14 protein-coding genes are annotated in these 18,730 nt (G+C 72.9%); 4 read left to right on the top strand and 10 right to left on the bottom strand.

Annotated elements, in window-relative coordinates; all coding sequences use genetic code 11:
* Window positions 1-12: 12 nt before the first annotated feature.
* The 6 genes from ACFY9S_RS03145 to ACFY9S_RS03170 form a co-directional block, all read right to left on the bottom strand.
* A complete protein-coding gene (locus ACFY9S_RS03145; protein WP_391122084.1) occupies window positions 13-759 on the bottom strand; it encodes a methyltransferase domain-containing protein in 747 nt (248 codons plus the stop codon).
* Window positions 756-2,003, bottom strand: coding sequence for a condensation protein (locus ACFY9S_RS03150; protein ID WP_391122087.1), 1,248 nt, complete (start codon window positions 2,001-2,003; stop codon window positions 756-758). Before ACFY9S_RS03150 ends, ACFY9S_RS03145 begins: the two co-directional genes overlap by 4 nt.
* Window positions 2,000-6,172, bottom strand: coding sequence for an alpha-(1->3)-arabinofuranosyltransferase family protein (locus tag ACFY9S_RS03155; RefSeq protein ID WP_391122090.1), 4,173 nt, complete (start codon window positions 6,170-6,172; stop codon window positions 2,000-2,002). Before ACFY9S_RS03155 ends, ACFY9S_RS03150 begins: the two co-directional genes overlap by 4 nt.
* Window positions 6,169-6,894 (bottom strand): methyltransferase domain-containing protein, encoded by a 726-nt coding sequence (locus ACFY9S_RS03160; protein WP_391122093.1) that lies wholly within the window; start codon window positions 6,892-6,894, stop codon window positions 6,169-6,171. The genes ACFY9S_RS03155 and ACFY9S_RS03160 overlap by 4 nt, the downstream gene beginning before the upstream one ends.
* Window positions 6,895-6,968: 74 nt before the next feature.
* Window positions 6,969-8,159, bottom strand: a complete 1,191-nt coding sequence (locus ACFY9S_RS03165) for a glycosyltransferase (protein ID WP_391122096.1) — start codon at window positions 8,157-8,159, stop codon at window positions 6,969-6,971.
* A 218-nt stretch (window positions 8,160-8,377) separates the two neighbouring features.
* Window positions 8,378-9,373, bottom strand: coding sequence for a porin PorA family protein (locus tag ACFY9S_RS03170; RefSeq protein WP_391122099.1), 996 nt, complete (start codon window positions 9,371-9,373; stop codon window positions 8,378-8,380).
* Between the two features lie 214 nt (window positions 9,374-9,587).
* Between ACFY9S_RS03170 and ACFY9S_RS03175 the strand changes: the two genes are divergently transcribed.
* A complete protein-coding gene (locus tag ACFY9S_RS03175; protein WP_391122102.1) occupies window positions 9,588-9,740 on the top strand; it encodes a hypothetical protein in 153 nt (50 codons plus the stop codon).
* Between the two features lie 2 nt (window positions 9,741-9,742).
* Window positions 9,743-10,996, top strand: a complete 1,254-nt coding sequence (locus ACFY9S_RS03180; protein WP_102909476.1) for a helix-turn-helix domain-containing protein — start codon at window positions 9,743-9,745, stop codon at window positions 10,994-10,996.
* A 17-nt stretch (window positions 10,997-11,013) separates the two neighbouring features.
* Here the strand turns inward: ACFY9S_RS03180 and ACFY9S_RS03185 are convergent, their stop codons facing one another.
* Window positions 11,014-13,128, bottom strand: a complete 2,115-nt coding sequence (locus tag ACFY9S_RS03185) for a TerD family protein (RefSeq protein ID WP_391122941.1) — start codon at window positions 13,126-13,128, stop codon at window positions 11,014-11,016.
* Window positions 13,129-13,352: 224 nt separating this feature from the next.
* Here ACFY9S_RS03185 and ACFY9S_RS03190 point away from each other — a divergent pair, with 224 nt between their 5' ends.
* Window positions 13,353-14,126, top strand: a complete 774-nt coding sequence (locus ACFY9S_RS03190) for an IclR family transcriptional regulator (protein ID WP_102909475.1) — start codon at window positions 13,353-13,355, stop codon at window positions 14,124-14,126.
* Entirely contained in the window at window positions 14,123-14,971 is an 849-nt protein-coding gene (locus ACFY9S_RS03195; protein ID WP_391122107.1) for an SMP-30/gluconolactonase/LRE family protein, read from the top strand. Before ACFY9S_RS03190 ends, ACFY9S_RS03195 begins: the two co-directional genes overlap by 4 nt.
* 120 nt (window positions 14,972-15,091) lie before the next feature.
* Here the strand turns inward: ACFY9S_RS03195 and ACFY9S_RS03200 are convergent, their stop codons facing one another.
* The 3 genes from ACFY9S_RS03200 to ACFY9S_RS03210 form a co-directional block, all read right to left on the bottom strand.
* Window positions 15,092-16,492, bottom strand: a complete 1,401-nt coding sequence (locus ACFY9S_RS03200) for an FAD-dependent monooxygenase (RefSeq protein WP_391122110.1) — start codon at window positions 16,490-16,492, stop codon at window positions 15,092-15,094.
* A gap of 232 nt (window positions 16,493-16,724) precedes the next feature.
* Window positions 16,725-17,954, bottom strand: coding sequence for an MAB_1171c family putative transporter (locus ACFY9S_RS03205; protein WP_391122114.1), 1,230 nt, complete (start codon window positions 17,952-17,954; stop codon window positions 16,725-16,727).
* Window positions 17,951-18,559, bottom strand: coding sequence for a toxin-antitoxin system, toxin component family protein (locus ACFY9S_RS03210; protein ID WP_391122117.1), 609 nt, complete (start codon window positions 18,557-18,559; stop codon window positions 17,951-17,953). The genes ACFY9S_RS03205 and ACFY9S_RS03210 overlap by 4 nt, the downstream gene beginning before the upstream one ends.
* Between the last annotated feature and the right edge of the window lie 171 nt (window positions 18,560-18,730).

Here is an 18,730-nt window from a genome sequence, read left to right on the forward strand (position 1 = left end):
CCACCACATGGGCTACGTCCTCCTGGCGTGCAGCAGCAGGATCGACGCGAGCTGCGGCCGGGCGCAGGCCAGCCGGTCCAGCGGGCGCAGCGGGCGCGGCACGCCGTGGAACGGAGCCCCTTCGAGCCGTTCGACGGTGAACCCGGACGCGGCGACGAACTCCTTGAGCGCGCGGGCGGTGTAGAGCCGCAGATGCCCCACGACCTCCGTGCCCGGGCGGCCGTGGATGCCGCGGAGGCTGACCTCCGAGAACACGGGCTGCACTCCGGCCAGCAGCAGGCCGCGGTTGTACCAGGCGGCGAGGTTCGGCGTGGACAGCATCAGATGCCCGCCGGGGCGCAGGATCCGGCGGATCTCGTCGAGGGCCGCGTCCGGGTCGACGAGGTGTTCGACGACCTCGCTGAACAGCACGGCGTCGGCCGAGCCGGACGCGAACGGCAGTCCGCCGCCGGTGAGTTCGCCGCGCACCGCGTACGGGATGCGGGTGCGGGCGCGGCGCAGGGCGTCCTGGGACCAGTCGACGCCGATGACGCGGTGTCCCGGCAGGAGCGGGGCGGCGGTGGCGGCGGCGGTGCCGTCCCCGCAGCCGATGTCGAGGATCGTCTGCGGGCCCGCGGTCGCCGGGCCGCTCAGGGCGCGGGCCAGCATGCGGGCCTGGCGGAGGCTGCGCCCGGTGCCGGAGGCCACGGGCACGGCGGGGTTCTCGTAGAAGTCGCGCAGGTCGCGGGGCGGGGGCCCGGTGGTGGTCGGTGTGGTCACGGGGTCACCTCCGTGGTGTGCAGGTAGTGCTCGAACAGGTCGCGGAGGTGGGCGCCGTCGCCGTGGCTGAGCAGGGCTTTCGACCAGCGCAGCGCCAGATGGAGGCGGCCGGCCGTGGAGGCGGTGGTCACGGTCAGGCCGCGGGGCATCCGGGCCGGTGCGGAGAACCAGACCGCGTGCGCGCGGCCCGCCTCGTCGCCGAAGTCCAGTGGGTAGGGGATGCGGCCGATGTTGCTGAGCAGGGTCGTCGACGTCCAGGGCGCGGCGGCCCTGCGCAGGGTGCGGGTGAGGGCCGCGCGGGCGGTGACGGGCGCCCAGGGGGCGGTCAGGAGGGCCGCCCCGTGTCCGAGCTGGGGGCGGGGCAGGGACTTCAGGGCGCGGGTCCGCTCAGCGGTGCGGCGCAGCAGGGCCGGCATGTCGGTGACGTCCAGTTCCCGCGGCGCGTACGGGACTTCCACCAGCCGGGTGCCGTTGCCGATGGGCATCGTGGTGTCGCGGGGGCGGTCGTCCACGGGCATCGTGATGCGCAGCGGGCGGGGCCGGGCGCCGTGCTCCCGGTTCCAGTGGGCGATGGTCAGGGCCGTGGCGGCCATGAGCTGGTCGTTGACGGTGTAGGGGGAGCCCTTGGGGCGGTGCGGGAGCGGCAGCTCGGCGACGAGCATGCCGTTGCCGGGGGACGGGTCGGGCGTGCCGTGCGCCACCCGCGCCGGCGGCGACCAGCCGGCCGGGGTGTCCGGGGGTTCCTGCCGGGATTCGGTGGGCCGGGCCGGGGGCGCCGCCGGGGCGTTGTCCCGGCCGCCGTACAGCTCGGCGGCCGTGGCCAGCACGCGCAGGCAGGCCGGGCCGTCCAGGGCGGTGTGGTTGATGGTGAGGAGGAGGACCGAGCCCACCACCTCCAGCCGGATCGGCGGGGACGCCGACAGGGGCGGGGCGGCCGCGAGGGCCCGGGTCCGGGCGTCCAGCAGGGCTCGTGGGCCCGGCGGGGCGAAGGTCACCACCTCCACGTCCGGCTCCGGAGTCAGCTCCCACTCGTACTGCCGCCGGTACCACGGCCCCCGCGCCTCCCGCATCAGGATCCGCGGATGCCGGTGCAGGGCCTCCAGGAACGCCTTGCGCAGCCGCGCCTGGTCGAGGGGGCCCGGGAGGTGCACCTCGATGTGGACCGTCTCCGGTTCCTCCTCCTGGAGGCAGTGCCGGGAGACCTCGTCCACCACCGGGAACGGAATGCGGACCGGTGCCGTCATGCGGGTGTGCCCTCCCCCGTTTCCGTCCTCGGCAGCTGTTGCGTCGGCGCCTCCGGGGCCGGACCCTCACGCAGACTCACCAGGCCGGCGAACAGGCCGGTCAGCGCCAGCAGTTGGGCCAGATGCCCGAACGCGCCCCCGCCCGCGCCCACCGGCTCCCCGGCCCCGAAGGCGGCGACGGTTCCGGCCGCGGCCAGGGCGGCGAACGCGATGGGTACCAGCAGGGTGCGCCGGCGCGCGGCCAGCAGCGCCAGCGCCGGGACCAGCAGGGCGAACCAGCCCGCGATCACCACACCGACCAGCGTCAGCGCCACGGTGCCGAGCCACAGCCCGGGCAGCGGCGGGGCCGGCTGGGGCGCGTCGGGGTTGGGGGCGCGGCGGCGCCACAGCGCCAGGCCCAGCAGGACCGCGATGCCGGCACCGCTGCCGATCAGGGCGGCGTCGTACGTCGTGGCCGGCTCGTAGGACAGCTTGACGTCACCGCCCGCCCCGGCCGGGATCCGCCAGCCCTGCTGCCAGCCGTCCAGCCGTACCGGGGTCAGCTCCTTGCCGTTCAGGGTGGCCTTCCAGCCGTCGTTGAAGTTCTCGTACGTCGTCAGGTACGAGGCCGCGCCCGAGCCGACCGTGACCGCGCGCCGGTCGCCCAGCCAGTCCCGGATCCGCAGGTCACGCCCGGCCGCCGCGGCCTCGGGGACCGTGCCGCGGGTCAGGGTCACGTCCGTGAGCGCGAGCGGGCCGGCGTCTCCGCCCTCCAGCCGGTGCTCTCCGGCGGGCAACCGCACCTCGGCGTCGCCCCGGCCGTCCTGGCAGAGGGTCACCCGCACGCCCCGGCGCTCCACCAGATCCCGCACGGTGCCCTTCGCGCTCGTCTGGTACAGCTCGCCGTCCAGCGCCACGTCCGGACCCTTGCCGCACGGCAGGGAGAACGTCCGGGTGGCGTCCGGCTGCGGGGTGCGGTACTGGTCGAGGGACGGGAGGTACGCCTCGGTGAGGCCCACTGGCAGGCGCAGGTCCTCGTCGGCGACCGGGTTGTGCAGGGTCAGCGGGGCCGTCTCGGTGATCGTGATGTCGAGCCGGTCCGTGGTGATCGGCGGGAAACGGACCCAGCCGTTCTCGTCGACGCCGGCGATGGCCGCGCCGTCCGGGGAGCTGATGTGCACCTCGGAGGCGCGGGCGGACAGTCCGCCCGCGGGGGCCAGCACCAGTTCGCCGACCGGCTGCTTGCCCTCCCAGCGCAGGTGGAGCGTCGGCCGGTCGCCCGCGATCCACGCCGTCGTCAGGTCGCCGTCGGTGAGGTTGCGCGCCGTGAGGCCCGCGCCGAGGCGTGCCGTGGAGTCGGCGGTGGCGACGATCCGGGCCTGCTGCTCGGGCGCGACCTCGTAGAGCAGCTCGTCGAGTTCCTCGCCCGGCACCGGCACCGCGTCCGCCCGCACCTCGTAGGACCCGGCGGCCGGTGTCGTGAAGCGGCGGTGCAGGCCCGCCTCGGTGCCGGTCGCGGCCAGACCCGTCGGGTCGGAGGCGCGGTGCAGGGAGACGAGGGTGGCGGACGCGGTGGAGTCGTCCGCGTCAGCGGGCAGCCGCAGCAGCCGGGTCACCTGCACGTCCGGCAGGTCGATCTCGGAGAAGCCCGCGCCCGTCAGGCCGCTCCGGCGCTCCACCGAGTCCACGATCGTCAGCTTCATCCAATCGGTCGCGCCCTCGGGCGCCTTGATCCGCTGCGTCTTGCCGTTCGGCTGGAGGAAGCTGGTCTTCTCGCCCTTCTCGGTCTCCACCCGCACCTTCGTCGCCGCCGCCCGCACGCTCTCCTGCGGCAGCGGCGTGACCTTGAAGGAGGACGGCATGTCGTAGGAGCCGGTGAAGCCGATGCGCAGCCACTGCCCGTCCGGCGTGTCCGGCGCGCCCTCCGCCCACGCGGTGTCCGGGTTGCCGTCGAAGGCGTTCACCGGGTCGTACTGCGGGAGGTGGAACAGCCAGTTGCCGTACGAGGACGCCGACACCGAGCGGGCGCCGCGCAGTTCGGCCACCGTCTGGTGCTCGACGCCCTCGGCGGGCAGGATCTGGCGCGGCTTCTCGCCCGGGTCCTGCTGGGCGTCCGGCGCGTTGCGCTCGTCGCGCGTGTACGTGTACGACGTACCGGCGTTGACCAGCCCGAACCGGGTGTCCGCCCGCCGCAGCCCGTCACCCACCACCTGCACGGCCGGCGTTCCGAGCCCGGGGTGGTTGTCGCCGGTCAGGACGGTCGCGCGCCCGCGCAGCCGCTCCGCCAGCGGCAGCAGCGCCTCCGGCCCGCCGGACACCACGGCCGTGTCGGCGACCGGGGCGAGCCCGGCCTGCCCGGGCCGGATCACGTCGTCCCCCGTCGGCCGGTAGATCTCCACGGCCCGCTGCCGCGCGTACAGCCCCTCGACCTGGAGCGGCGCGTCCTGCGCGATGCGGCCGCCGGTCATCACCGGCCCGAGCCCCGTCACCCGCTCGTACCCCGACTGCTCCAGGGTGCGCTTGACGGTCGCGGTGGGCACATGACCGATCTGGTCGGGGTCGAGGTCGTTGCGTACGACGACGTAGTACAGCCCGGCCCGGCTCAGGTAGTCGGCCAGCCCGGGCACTTCGGCGCCGGACATCAGTGCCTGCTCGACGGCGTCCATGGCGCGCCGGTTGCCGGGCGTGCCGAACGGCACGTAGTCGCGCTGCGCCCAGCGCGACTCGGCGAGCACGTCGAGCGGCTGGTCGATCGGCGAGCCCCAGGTGTAGACGCCGTGCGCCGTGGCCGGAACGACCAGGGCGCGCGAGTCGGGCGAGTACTTCTCCAGCCAGTCGCCCGTCGCCTCCCAGTAGGCGGGGAGCTTCTGGAACGAACCCGGGTTGAGGATCGAGCCGTTGAGGTACGGCCACAGCAGCCCCGGCAGGATCAGCACGGCGGCGACCAGCGGGGCGAAGCGCCGGCCGCGCACCTGCCGGGCCCCGCGCGGCTCGGAGGCCACACCCACCAGATGCGCCAGACCCAGCACGAGCGCCAGCGCCACACCGGTCTGGAACTTGTAGATGTTCCGGAACGGCGACAGCCACCCGTCCAGCCAGCCCTGCACCACCCCGTGGAACGGAGCCCCGAACGCCCCGCCGTACCCGGCGAGCAGCACCGCCGCGGCCACGAGCACCGTCAGCACCAGCCACCGCCGCTCGGGCATGTCCCGCCGGGCGAGTCCGGCCAGCCCGAGTCCGGCGGCGAGCGCCGAGCACACGATCACGACGACGGAGGAGGCCACGGCCCAGCCGGCCGGCAGCCACGCCTCACCGAGGTGCAGGTAGGCGACCCAGTTTCCGGCCCCGCGCAGCGCCTCGGTCGCCGCCATGGTGTCCGTCGTCGTCTGCGAGGTCTCTATATAGGGGAGGAAGTTCTCGCCGTAGACGCCGAGCAGCAGCAGCGGCACCCACCACCACGCCGTCACCACGATCACGGCGGGTGCCCACCAGGCGATCAGCTTGCGCTGCCGGGGCCCGGGCGGCCGGGACAGCAGGTACAGCCCGACCGGCAGCAGGGAGGCGAGCGTCGCCGACGCGTTCACCCCGCCCATGAACGGTACGAGCAGCGCCGACCGCAGGGCCGCGACCCGGGCGGCGTACCGCTCGTTCGTCAGCGGCAGCAGCACCCACGGCAGGAACGCCCCCGGCAGCGCGGCGGCCGACGTGGATCCGATCACGGTCGTGAACACCGGCCACAGTGCGTACGCCACCGCACCCAGCAGCCGGGAGGCCCCGTTGCCCACCCGCAGCCGCTCCGCCAGCCGCAGTGCCCCCCAGAAGGCGACGGACACGATCAGCGACAGCCACAGCCGCTCCGCCAGCCACACCGGCAGCCGTACGAGGTCGCACAGCCAGTAGAACGGCAGCATCGGCCACAGGTAGCCGATGTACTGGTCCTGGATCCCGCCGAATCCGGCCCGGTCGTGCCACAACTGGCCCAGGTCGGCGAGGAACTGCCCCGGATCGACCGTGACACCGAGCTTGGTGTCGAAGGTCTGCCGCCCCGGCTGCACCGCGAGGAACAGCACGAACACCACGGCCCAGAACCCCAGCAGCCAGCGCCGCGACCGCGGGCCCTCGGGCGGACCCGCCGCGGTCGCGGTGGTGGGGACGGCTGCCGGGGGAGGAGCCTGGACCGTGGTTGTCATGCAGGACACCGCCGCAGAATGAGGAGGAGGTTCCAGGTGGCGAATTCACGGATGCCGGGCGCCTTGACGACGGCCTCCGCGAGGAACGGCCAGTAGCGGGAGCGCGCCGAGACGACCGTGACGTCGTCCCGGGCGCGCACCTGCCGCAGGGTGGAGCCGATGTGCACGGCGAACAGGTTCTCGCCGAGGGTGTGCTTGGCGGGCCTGCCGGTCCGCCGCAGATAGCGGGCCCGGGCCCGCTCGGCGCCGAGGTAGTGCCACGGGGCCCACTCGTGCCCGCCCCACGGCGACAGCCAGTTGGTGAACGACACGTAGATCAGCCCGCCGGGCCGCGTCACCCGGGCCAGCTCACTGAGGAACGTCTCCGGATCGGCCACGTGCTCCAGCACGTTGGAGGAGAAGGTGACGTCGGCGACGCCGTCCCGCAGGGGCAGCAGGTACCCGTCGGCGACGACTGCCGAGTCGGATGACCTCGCACCGAGTTCGGCCGTGTCGGGCTCGAAGAGGAACGCGTTCGCCCCGCGCCGCCGGAACTCCTCGGTGAAGTACCCGCCGCCGCCACCGACGTCCAGCACGGTACGCCCGGTGACCGGCCCGTCGTAGGCCTCGACCTGGTCGACGGCGTCCCGGGCGAGCAGCGAGTAGCAGGCCTCGGGGTCGTCCTGCTCGTGGAGGAAGGCACGGAACAGGGCAAGAGATCGGCGGAACGAGGGGTCGCGCACGAAGGGGCGCGGGGCTGAGACGTCCGAGGCTCCGCCGCGTGGGCGCGACCGGCCACGGACCACCGCACGCCGCATCATGGAGCCCAGCCCCTCACCGCCTCCGCGGCCACCACCCGAAACTGCCGCACCGTCCGGTCCCACCGGAACTGCGCAGCCCGCTCCCGCGCCGCCTTCCCCATCAACTCCCGCTGTCGCCCGGAGAGGGCCAGCGCGCACCATGCCGCGGCGAAGGAGGACTCGCCCCGCGCGAGGACACCGGTCTCACCGTCGACCACGGAGTCCTTGAGCCCCGGCACGTCGAAGGCGACGGCAGGCGTCTCGCGGGCCGCGGCCTCGGTCACCACCAGCCCCCACCCCTCCACCGCGGACGGGTGCAGCAGCAGCCAGGCCGCACACAGCAGCCGGTGCTTCTCGGCTTCTGTGACATACCCGGCGAACTCGACGCCGGGCCCGGCCAGTTGCTCAAGACGGCCCCGCTCGGGCCCGTCCCCGATGATCACCAGGCGCCCGCCGGTCACCGGCCGTACCCGCTCCCACAGCCGCAGCAGCAGATCGATCCGCTTGTACTCGACGAGCCGCCCGACGGCGACGAACAACGGCTCCGGAGAGCGCTCGGCCCTCGGCCCCGGTTCCTCGACCCCGTTGTGCACGACCCGGATCCGGTCCCGCTCGACGCCGATCGCCCGCAGCGCCTGCGCGGTCGAGGAGGACACGGCGACGAGCAGATTCCGCTGCTGCGCCCCGGTCAGGGCCCAGTGTTCGAGTCTTCGGCCGATCCGCGCCGCCGGGGCCAGCGGCCCGCCGAAGCGCATCGGCCACAGGTCCGTGTGGACGTGGTTGACCAGGCACAGCGTCGGCCCCCGGTGCCACAGCGGCGCCAGGTAGGGCATGCCGTTGCACACCTCGACCAGCAGGTCACAGTCGCCGACCTGCCGGGTGAAGGCCGACCGGGCGCGCAGGTAGTGGCCGTAGGGGCCGCCCGCGGAGACGACCCGGTAGTCGCGCACGGGGGCACCACCCTGCTCGAGCGAAGCCGGGAGCGCGGGGGATGCGGGCCCTCCGCACAGCAGGGTCACCTGGTGCCCCAGCCGGGTCAGTCCGTCGGCGAGTCTGTCGACCAGCAGCTCGGAGCCGCCGGCGGAGGGGTTGTCCAGATCACGATGGGCGAGAAAAACGATCCGGCGCGGATGTGGGGGGAGCGCCGGAAGGTGCTGCGACGCACTGGGGAGCGCGGCACGCAGCCGGGACGGTACGTGCTGGGGCATGGGTGCTCCAACTCGTGTTGGGGTGCGGAACTCAGCGTGGGGAAAACGTGGGGGGTGTGGTCGTCACAGAGGTCGGTCTGTGCGGAGCCTGAGCTCTTCCTGGGAGGGGAGTGTGGACGGGATGTGCTCGGGGTGGGGTTGGACAGTTTTCGCCCGGACGTTCGTCACGGCTACTCACCGGCGTGACAATTTCCGGCTTTGTTGGAGCTGACGTCACATCACATCGTGAGGGTGGGCTGGGGCGTACCGGGCGTATCGGCCGGAACGTGACTCTCCGGCTCCTTCCGCCCACGCGCCACGAGAACTCCACCCACCACCGCCAGCACGAAGCCGCCCACCGCCGCCCCGATCGGCAGCGTCGTGCCCACCATCCGCAGCTGCCCGCTGTCCCGCTTCGCCTGCCGCACGGCCTCCTTCTGCGTCCCGGTCGTGAACGAGACCTTCCGGCTGTCCAGCAGCACCGCCGCGTCCTTCTTCCCGCCCGGCGCCCGCAGGGTCCGCTTCGGGCCGGTCTGCGCGTAGATCACGCGGCCTGTCGCCTGGTCCACGACCAGCTCGAAACCGTGGTTGGAGTACCACTCCTCGGCGAGCACCTGCGGCCGGTTCGGCTGGTCGACGAGGCTGCCGGGCACCATGCGTGTGCCGGTCCTGGTCGGCGGCACGGAGCCGGTGAACCTGTAGCCCGTGTAGCCCTGGACCTTCGCGGTGCCCCGGTAGCGCAGCGCGACCGTGTCGCCGAGGGTGTTGTCCCACCACTGGTAGGAGCGTTTCTGCACGTCGAAGGGGAACTTCAGATACGCCTCGCCCTCGATGTAGGGCTTCTCCCCGCAGCAGTGCACCGGCCGTGTGGTCTTCCGGTCCATCACCCAGCGGTGCGGCGTGAAGTCCAGCGCGTCGTGCGGATCGGCGGCCGGCAGCGACTTGTCGGTGTCGACCGTGGTCGTCACGTCCCAGACGGCGTTGCCGCTGCGCTCGCTCGCCTCGACATTGCCCCGCACCCGCTGGGTCACGGTGATCTTCCGGCCGGGCACCGTCTCGATCCGGTCAGTGTCGAAGACGCTGCCCCTGCCGGTGTAGACGGCGGTCGTGTCGATGTCGATCGGGTTCACCGCTGCACGGGGCTCCACGTACCAGGCGAGCAGGGGCGCCAGCACCAGCAGGAACGTACCGAGACCCAGCAGGACCAGGGAAAAGGGAGAGGTTGTACGGCGCATCCGGGCACTCCAGTGACTTGGGACGGCTCGACGTACGAGAGGGCCGGCACGGCGGCGGAATGCGCACGTGCGGTTGGGCCGGGAACCGTAGGCGGCTCTTGACGGAGTGTCAATGCTTGTCGAGACTGGGCGCGACAGGCAGGGACGGGACGCCGAGGTGGGGAAACCTCCGGACGACCTCCGGACGAATCCGGACAGAGAGGCTGACCCTGTGATGTCGAGACTGCTCGCTGCCGCGCTGACCGTCGCACTCGCCGCCGCCCTCGCCGTGGGCGCCGCGCTGGGCGTCGTCGCGCTGCTCGAAGCCACACCCGACCAACCCAACACCCCCCTGATCACGTACGAGCAAACAAGCCAGGGGAGTTGACCGTGACGGCCGCCCGCACCGCAGCCGCCCTCACGACGCGTTCGGCCTGGCACGAGGTACCGCGCTTCCAGGTGCGCCGGTTCGCCGCGATCGCCATGGCCGAGGCACCCGCCCTCGCCGAGGAGATCCTCTGCGAGATCCAGCGCGAGTACCCGCATCTGCCCGTCGTCCTCGACGACTCCGGCGAGCCGATGGCCCTGGTCGGCATCCGCCGTGCCATCGAGGTGTTCGTGCAGCACCTGGAGCACTCGGAGGGGCGCCCGACCGTCCCGCCCGGCGTCTTCCAGGACTTCGGCCGCGGCGAGGGCCTCAACGGCCGCTCCCTCGACTCCCTCCAGGCCATCTACCGCATGGGCGTACGCCTGGCCTGGCGCCGCTTCGCCGACATCGGCCAGCGCGTGGAGATCCCGCCCCCGGCGATGTACGAACTCGTCGACGCGGGCTACGAATACCTCGACGGCCTGGTCGACCAGTCCGTACGCGGCTACGCCGAGGCCGCGGCCCGCCAGGCCGGCGAACGCCTGCGTCTGCAACGCCGCCTCATGGAGCTCCTGCTCGCCGAGCACCACCGCGGCGACCCCGCCGAGGCACTGACCGAACGCGCCGCCCGCATCGGCTGGCCCTTACCGGCGAAGGTCGCGGTCGGCGTCCTGCTCCGCCCGGCGCGCGAGGCGATGGCCCCGGCGGTCGGCCAGGGCGTCCTGCTGGACATGGAGTACGAGCAGCCCCGCATGGTCGTGCCCGAGCCGGACGCGGCGGGCCGCTCCGAGCTCATGCACCGGGCCCTGGCCGGCTGGTCCGGCGCGATCGGCCCACCGGTCCCGCTCACCGAAGCGGCCAAGTCCCTGCGCTGGGCGGAGGCGGCGGTCCGCCTGATGGAACGGAACCTGCTGCCCTCCGGCGAGGTCCTCTACTGCACCGAACACACCGAGGCCCTGGTCCTCCTCCAGCCCGAGGAGCTCATCGACGACCTGGCCCTGAGGTGCCTGGCCCCCCTGACCCACTGCGGCCCCACCCACGGCCGGCGCCTCGCCGAGACCCTCCTGGCCTGGCTGGAGACCCGCGGCGGCGCCCCGGAGGTGGCCACCCGCCTGGGCGTCCACCCCCAGACGGTCCGCTACCGCCTGCGCCAGATCCGCGAACTCTGGGGCGACGAGATCGACGACCCCGACCGCCGCTTCGAACTGGAACTGGTGCTGCGGGCGCAGCGGTTGCGGGGGGAGTTGGGAGGGGTGCGGGGGCGGCGTGCCCGGTGAGCAGCGCCGCCCTGGCGTCACCCCGCGGCCCGCTCCCGCACCGCCGTCCGCCCGGAGGAGGGAACGTCCAAGTGGACCATCACCGAGGTGTGGAAGCGGTGCACGGCGTCGTCGACGCTCCGGATGAATCCGGACTCCGCGCTGCCGCGGCCGCTTCCCATGCCCTTGAAGAGTGACAGCCGGAAACCGGCGATGCGGGTCGAGCCGTCTTTCGGCAGCAGATCCCCCGGTTCGGGACGCAACCGCTCCAGCGTGCCCCGCGGGCCGCCTGCCTCGCCCTCCACCAGAGTCTCGACGTGCAGATCCGCCGGCGCCTCGGCGAGACGACGGATCAGGCGCTTGGCCCAGGTCAGTGGATAGCCCTGCTCGGGCGCCGGGATCTCCACGGACGTGCGCAGCTTGGCGGTACGCAGATCGGCGCTGATGGTGAGCAGCCCGGGCGCCCCCTCGACGCGCAACTCCGCCTGGAGCCTGCCCTCCAGGCACAGCTGATCCGCCAGCCGGGCGCGGCGGGCCCCGGGATCGGTGCCGCGGCGGGAACGCTGGGCGGGCAGCACCTTCTGCCCGAGCTCGCCCCCGAGCCGCAGGCACACCTGCCGGATGAGCCGTTCCCAGCTCTCCACGACGTCCAGGGCTCGGGGATCGCCCTGACAGAGGGTCTCGTCGTTGATCCCGTTGCGCACGGGCACCCATGCGGCGCCCATGTTCTGGAAGCCGTGGCAACCGGAGTTGTCGTGCTGGAGGTAGTGGAGCAGATCCTGGAGCAACCAGGTGCGCGCCGCGTTGCCGACACCTTCGTGCCGGATCAGCATCTGGGCCTGGTGGGCCACTTCCGCCCAGGACAGGTGCCAGAGAGCCACTTGGTGTTTGCGGCGCCGGTCGATCTTCACGTCGACCAGTGGGCTGCCCTCCAGCGCCACGTCGTTCGACAGGGTGATCACGGCCTCGTAACCGCGCCGGGCCGCGATGTCCATGTAGGCCTGCACCTGGTCGGACCTCAGGGGGTTGCCGTTGGTCTTGGTCTCGACGAGGGCCGTCCACAGCTTGCCCGCGCGCTCGACGCGGATCACTCCGTCGGGACGCCGGGGTGTGTCCCCGTGCGGCAGGGAGACCTCCGTGAACGTCTCCATGCGGCCGGAGGGCGCGCCGAAGGGAGCGGTGATGCGCCTGCCGAACCGCGGCACCTGGGCCATCACCGACAACAGCACCGACGTGGCCCGCGTCTCCCGGTCCCGGTCGTTCTTGAGCGCTGACACCGGAAAGAGCCGGGCCTGCCTCCAGGACTCGTTCTCCGCCAGGCTCTTCACGGGCGCCCTGGGCGGTGTGACCCTCTTCTTCGCGGTGCGGGGCCGCGTGGCCCGCTGCTTCGGTGCGGTCTCTTCCTCGGCCGGCGGGCGCGGGGCGGGGACCGCCTCCAACGTCGCCTGCGGCGGAGTGGGGGTGCTCACGGCGCGATCCAGCGCCGCCTCCGCCCCGGATTCCGCCCCCGCCTCCGCCCCGTGCTCCGCCTCGTGCTCCGCCCGGGATTCCGCCTCGTGCTCCGCCCCGGATTCCGCCTCGTGCTCCGCCCGGGATTCCGCCTCGTGCTCCGCCTCGTCATCCTCGATGTCGACGCCGAAGTCCGTAGCCAGCCCCGCCAGCCCGCTCTCGTACCCCTGACCGACGGCCCGGAACTTCCACTCCTCGCCCCGCCGGTACAGCTCACCGAAGATGATCGCGCTCACCTGGCCGGCGTCCTCGATGACGAACCGGAGGAGACTCTCGCCCGAGGCGTCGGCCAGCGTCACCTTCAGGTCGTCCAGTTCACCGAAGCGCGCCCCCTCGTAACGGCTCGCGGCCACGACGATCCGCTCCACCTCGGCGGGGACCGCGGTCAGGTCGAAGCTGATCCGGTCCTCGCTGCCCTCTCCCGTCGGCTCCTTGCCGAGCAGCTGCACGCTGCCGTCGGCGGCCACCGGGTTGTTGTAGAAGTAGAAGTCCGCATCGCTGCGTACCTTGCCGTTCCCGTCCAGCAGCAGGACGGAGACGTCGGCGTCGCCCTCCCCGGTCGGACTGGACCAGCCCAGACTGACGATCGCGGAGCCGACGTTCTCGCTCAGGGCCGTCAAGGACACGTTCGAGCCCATGGTCATGTCACGCACAGAGATCCCCCCACGTCTGCGACACCTGTGACGTGTCGCACACCGGGCACTTTAATGTGCACACCACGTGAATGTGGGGGGCTCGTGGGTTTCCGCAAGCAGGGCCTCTGCCCATTGCCGGGACATACCTCTATGGCTAGCCTGTGTTCGTCATGCCGATCGCCTGTTGAAATCTCGAACACAGGCGCCTGAAACATATAGGGAGGGGGCCGGTCGTGGGACGACTCGTACCAGCCGTGACCCGGGCTCTCGACATTCTGGAGCTCTTCCTCGACGGGGACGGGACACTCTCCGCCCCCGACATCGTGCGCAAGCTCCAGCTGCCGCGCACCACCGTGCACGAGCTGGTGACCACGCTCGCCGCCCGGAAGTACATCGTCCCGATGCCCGGACAGCCCGGACGCTACCGGCTCGGCGTACGCCCGTACCAACTCGGAGCACGGTACTCCGAGCAGCTCGACCTCGCGGCCGAGGGGCAGCAGGTCGCCCGGTCCGTCGCCGAGACCTGCGACGAGACCGTGCACGTGGCGATCCTGGAGGACACGGACGTCATCTACATCGCCAAGGTCGACTCCACGCACGCCGTGCGGATGGTGTCGGCGGCCGGCCGCAGGCTGCCCGCCCACTGCACCTCCGTCGGCAAGATGCTGCTGGCCTCCCTTCCCGAGCCGGAGCTCACCGCGCGCTTCCCGGACAGCGCCCGGCTGGTCGCGATGACCCCCAACAGCATCACCGACCCGGGCGCGCTGCGCGAGGCCCTGGCCGAGATCCGTGAGCGGGGCCTCGCCGTGGAGAACCGCGAGTCGAACCCGGACGTGTCCTGCGTGGCCGCCCCGGTCCGCGACCGCACCGGGCAGGTCGTCGCCGCCCTGTCGATCTCCGTACCCATGATCCGCTGGAGCGAGGAGCGCCGCGCCGAGCTGGAGCAGCTCGCCGTCAAGGGCGCCGCCGAGCTGTCCGAGCACCTCGGTCACCGGAGCATGGCATGACGACGCCGTACGAGGTCGCCGTGCGGGCCGAGGCCGAGCTCGGCGAGGGACCCACCTGGGACGCGGCGTCCGGCCGGCTGCTGTGGATCGACATCCTCGGCTCCCGCCTGCACACCTACGACCCGGCCACCGGGCGCCGCACCGTCCGACGCACGGAACAGCACATCGGCGCCGTCAAGCCGCGCGCCGGCGGCGGGCTGGTGCTGAACCTGCGCGACGGAATCGGCCTCCTCGACCCCGACGGCGGCTTCCGCTGGCTCCATCACGAGCCGGTCCCGGGCCGCCGCGCCAACGACGCCGCCGTCGCGCCCGACGGCGCGCTGTGGGCGGGCACGATGCGCTACGACGAGGCGCCGGGGGGCGGCACGCTGTCCCGCGTCACCGGCGAGGGCACCGTGGAGGTCGCGCTCGACGACGTCGCCGTCAGCAACGGCACGGGGTGGAGCCCCGACGGGCGGCTCATGTACTACATCGACTCCCCGACCCGGCGGGTCGACGTCTTCGACCACGCGGACGGGCGGATCTCCGGGCGGCGGACCCTCGCCCGGATCGAGGAGAGCGCGGGCTTCCCGGACGGGCTGACCGTGGACGCCGAGGGGTGCGTGTGGGTCGCCCTGTGGCAGGGCTCGGCGGTGCGGCGGTACACACCCGGCGGCGAGCTGGACCGGGTGATCGAGCTGCCGGTGCCGCTGGTGACCGCTTGCGCGTTCGGCGGGGCCGACCTGACCGACCTGTACGTGACGACCGCCCGGGTGGGGCTGACCGAGCCGCCCGCGTTGGCGGGGTCCTTGTTCGTGGTGCCCGGGGCGGGGAAGGGACTGGCACAGCCGGCGTTCGCCGGCTGACCAGGGACGGAGCGGGAACTGACCGGACCGGAGGGGGCCAGTTCAGGACCGGATCAGATCACACCGGACCGGACCAGTCCGGACCGGAGGGGACCAGACCGGACCAGACCGTCCCCTGCGTCAGCGTCCCGTACGGTCCAGCCTCCGCAGGACCTCCCGCTCGTCCTCCGTCAGCGGCGCGCCCACCGCCGCCGGCAACGGTGGCCCGCTCAGGGTCGCCAGGACCGTCGAGGGCCGGAGCAACCGTGTCGGTCCCGTCGTCATGCTCATCACGTCCCAGACCGCCGACGCCGCCGTGTACGAGCCGGTCGCCGTGCGGATCATGCGGCGGGTGTAGGCGGTGACCAGACGGTCGGCGACCCCGGGCGAGCCCCCACGCGTCCCGGGGTACCAGACGTCCTGGCTCACCGCCATCGCGTACGCGGCCTCCACCGGCCTGGCCGCCCGCCGCTGCACACGCCGGGCGAGTCCGGGTTCGCCGAGGCCGGACCGCCGTAGCTCGCGGTCCAGCTCCCGGGCGCCCAGCGCGGCCACCGACATGCCTTGTCCGTAGGCGGGGTTGAACGTGGCCAGCGCGTCACCGAGGACGACGAGGCGGTCGGGCCAGCAGCGGACCTTCTCCAGGTACCGCCGGTGATTGCTGGTGCTGCGGCTGACATGGACCTCGGTGAGCGGTTCCGCGCCGGAGATCAGCCGGCCCACGATGGGGTCGGGCAGGTCCAGGGTGTACCGGAGGAACGCATCCGGATCGGACGGCGGTTCGCCGCCGCCCCGCGTGCCGGCGAGGCTGACCATCCAGCGGTCGCCCTCGATCGGCAGCACCATTCCGCTGCGGCCGGGCCGTCCCTGGTACGGGTCGGCCTGCACCATGGTCAGGGGGAAACGCCCGGCCCCTTCGGGAGTGCGGTAGAGACGGGTGGCGTTCACCAGGCCGGCGTCCACCGTCTTCTCGCGCACGTCGTCGACGCCCAGCCGGGCCAGCCAGCTCACGATCCGCGAGCCGCGTCCGCTCGCGTCCACCACGAAGTCGGCGGCGAGTTCCTCCTCACCGGCGGCGGTCGAGAGGCGGACCCCGGTCACCTCCTGCCGCGACCCCGTCAGTTCCAGCACTCGCGCCCTGCGGATCACCACCCCGGTGTTGTCCAGCACGGCGGCGCGCACCGCCCAGTCGAGCAGGGCCCGGGTGCAGGTCAGCATCCGCGGTCCGGGGCGACGCCAGCGCCGGAACCAGCCCTCGGGCGTGAGGGCGACCATGCCCGAGCCGAGTGGTATCTCGTGTGCTCCGGCGGCGAGCAGATGCTTGTGCATGCTCACGCCCGGCACCAGGTCCTCCATGGCGGCCAGGCCGCCGGCCATGAGGAGATGCGCGTGACGTCCCTGCGGCAGGCCCTTGCGGTGCTCCGGCCCCTCGGGCAGATCGTCGCGGTCGAGCACGACCACCTCGTCCGCGACGGCGGACAGGGCCGCCGCGGCCAGCATGCCGGCCAGACCCGCACCGATGACGACAGCTCTACGCGACATGCGACTCCCCGCACTCAGCCATGAAGGCTCCTTTGCCCTGAGGGCATTCCCCGTCGTCCGGCCACAGCCGCGCGGCGCACAACACCCGTCCGCCGGCACCGGTTTCGAGCCATGCAGGCCTCGCCCCGGACGGCTCTCACCGTACCTTCACGTTCCGTGCGCGGCCCCCGTGCGGGTCGCGTCCGTGCAATCCGTCGTGCCTGGGGCCGCCGGGGCGGGCCGGGGGCCGCGGTCAGCCGGTGAGCGACTTGCCGTCCATGTGGTCACGGGCCAGGACGCGGACCGCCCGGAGGTCCTCCGTGCGGCGCAGCACCCGGGACACGGCGCCGATCTCGCGCAGCAGGTCCGTGGTGTCACGGGCACCGGTGCCGTCGTCCTCCCCTGTCCGGTTCCTGTCGTCGGCCGCGTCCAGGATCGCCGCGGTGGCGGCAAGGGCCTTCGCCAGGTCGGGCGGATGGCCCAGGGCGAGGGCGGCGTCGTGGAACCGTTCGCGCCGGTCCTCGTCGATGTGCCGGGCGAGCGGAAGCAGCACGTCGCGGATGAACGTCTCCCGGCGGACCAGCCGCAGCTCCGGCGTCGCGCGCAGCAGGAGCGGGACCCCTGTGCCGTTGACCGTCCTCATCAGCAGGTACAGCGGCCGCAGTTCGTGGTGGGCGAGCCGGACGTGCCAGCGGCCGTGCAGGTACTGCCCGGCGTGCGGGAGGATGAAGCCGACCGCGATGAGCACGGCGGACAGGCAGGCGAGCGGCGGGGCGACGGCCGTGCTCAGCCAGTCCACGTTCCGCCCCGACCAACGGGCCACCACGGCACTGATCTTGGCGGCGTCGAAGAGCAACTGCGCCGCGTAGCCCACGCCGAGGAACTTCAGCCCCCAGCGCAGCAGCGAGTCGAGCCCGTCGGTGCGGACCCAGTTCCAGATCAGCCCGTTGGTGACCAGCGCGGCCACGGTGTGCGCGAGCAGGTAGAGCACGATCACTTCGCGCATGTACGGGGTGTTGGCGTAGTACGTGTCGAGATCCCGCAGCCGCTCCACCGGCACGTCCGCGAGGGCGAACAGCACCCACATCGCGACGATCACACCCGAATAGACCGCCACGACCCCGCGCATCGCGCGCCGGGTGCGGTCCGAGCGGTCGGACAGGCCGTTGCGCCAGGAGATGATCAGCAGCAGGCAGAAGGCGCAGAACGCGGTGAGCAGCGAGTAGACCCAGGGCCCGGAGAAGTTCGCCACGCCGGTGAGCCGGTTGACCCGGGCGATCGTCGACGGCGCCACGAAGACGAACACCGCGCAGGCGAGCAGCAGCAGCCCGCCGACCGCGCGCAGCATCGGGTCCTTCCAGAGCCGGATGATGCTCGGCAGCTTGATGGCCAGGGCGGCGGCCAGGACCCCCGCGGGGATCCACCAGAAGTTCGGATAGAACTGGTTGACGAACTCGGCCGGGGTCAGCGCCACCGTCGTCACGGCGCCGCACCTCCTCGCGGCCGGTAGCCCAGCGACCGCTGAACGGGTTCGAGGGGCACGTCCGGGCCGCGCCCGCCCGGCAGCAGTGCCCGGCACCCCGCCGCCAGCCGATGGCCGAAGGCATCGGCCTCGGCCTCGTCCCGCTCCCGGGAGCCGTTGCGGGCGGCCACGCCCAGCGCGACGTCCTCCCACCCCGGCCGGTCGGCGAACGCGTGGGCCGCCGCCGCACCCGCCCCGTGGTGATGCCCGTGCCCCGCGTGCAGATGCCACAGCTCGTGCCCGAGGATGACCAGTTGCTGCACCGCCTCGGCCCGTTCCTCGACGATGACGAGGTCGAAGTCCTGGAACTCGACCCACAGGCCGGTCACTTCGATCTCGTCCGGGAAGCGCTCGAAGCGCAGCTCGATGGGCCGCCCGCCACGCCGGCTGCTCATCTCCTCGCACAGTGCCCGGCACAGGGACCGCACGTCGGTGGGGTACTCGGGTCTTTTCCGCACCGCGGTGGCGAGCTCGGCGGCCAGGCCGCGCATGGCCGAGCCACTCCGTGAGCGCCTGAGCGGGGCGGAGAGCCGGGCGGCCCTGGCCCGCGCGCCCGCGATGTCCATCGCTCCCCCTTCTCACCGCCGGTCGACGGCCTGTCGGCGCGTCCGAGACTACGCGCCCGAAAGTGTGCGCGTCATGCGATCCGACGTCCGATGTTCAAAGGGGAACGACCGTTCCTGTCCGTAAAAGTCCCGCCGAAGTCTGGCCGGACCATTGACGCGCAAGCGCTTCGA

Source organism: Streptomyces sp. NPDC012474, from assembly GCF_042955185.1.
Taxonomy (GTDB): domain Bacteria; phylum Actinomycetota; class Actinomycetes; order Streptomycetales; family Streptomycetaceae; genus Streptomyces; species Streptomyces cahuitamycinicus.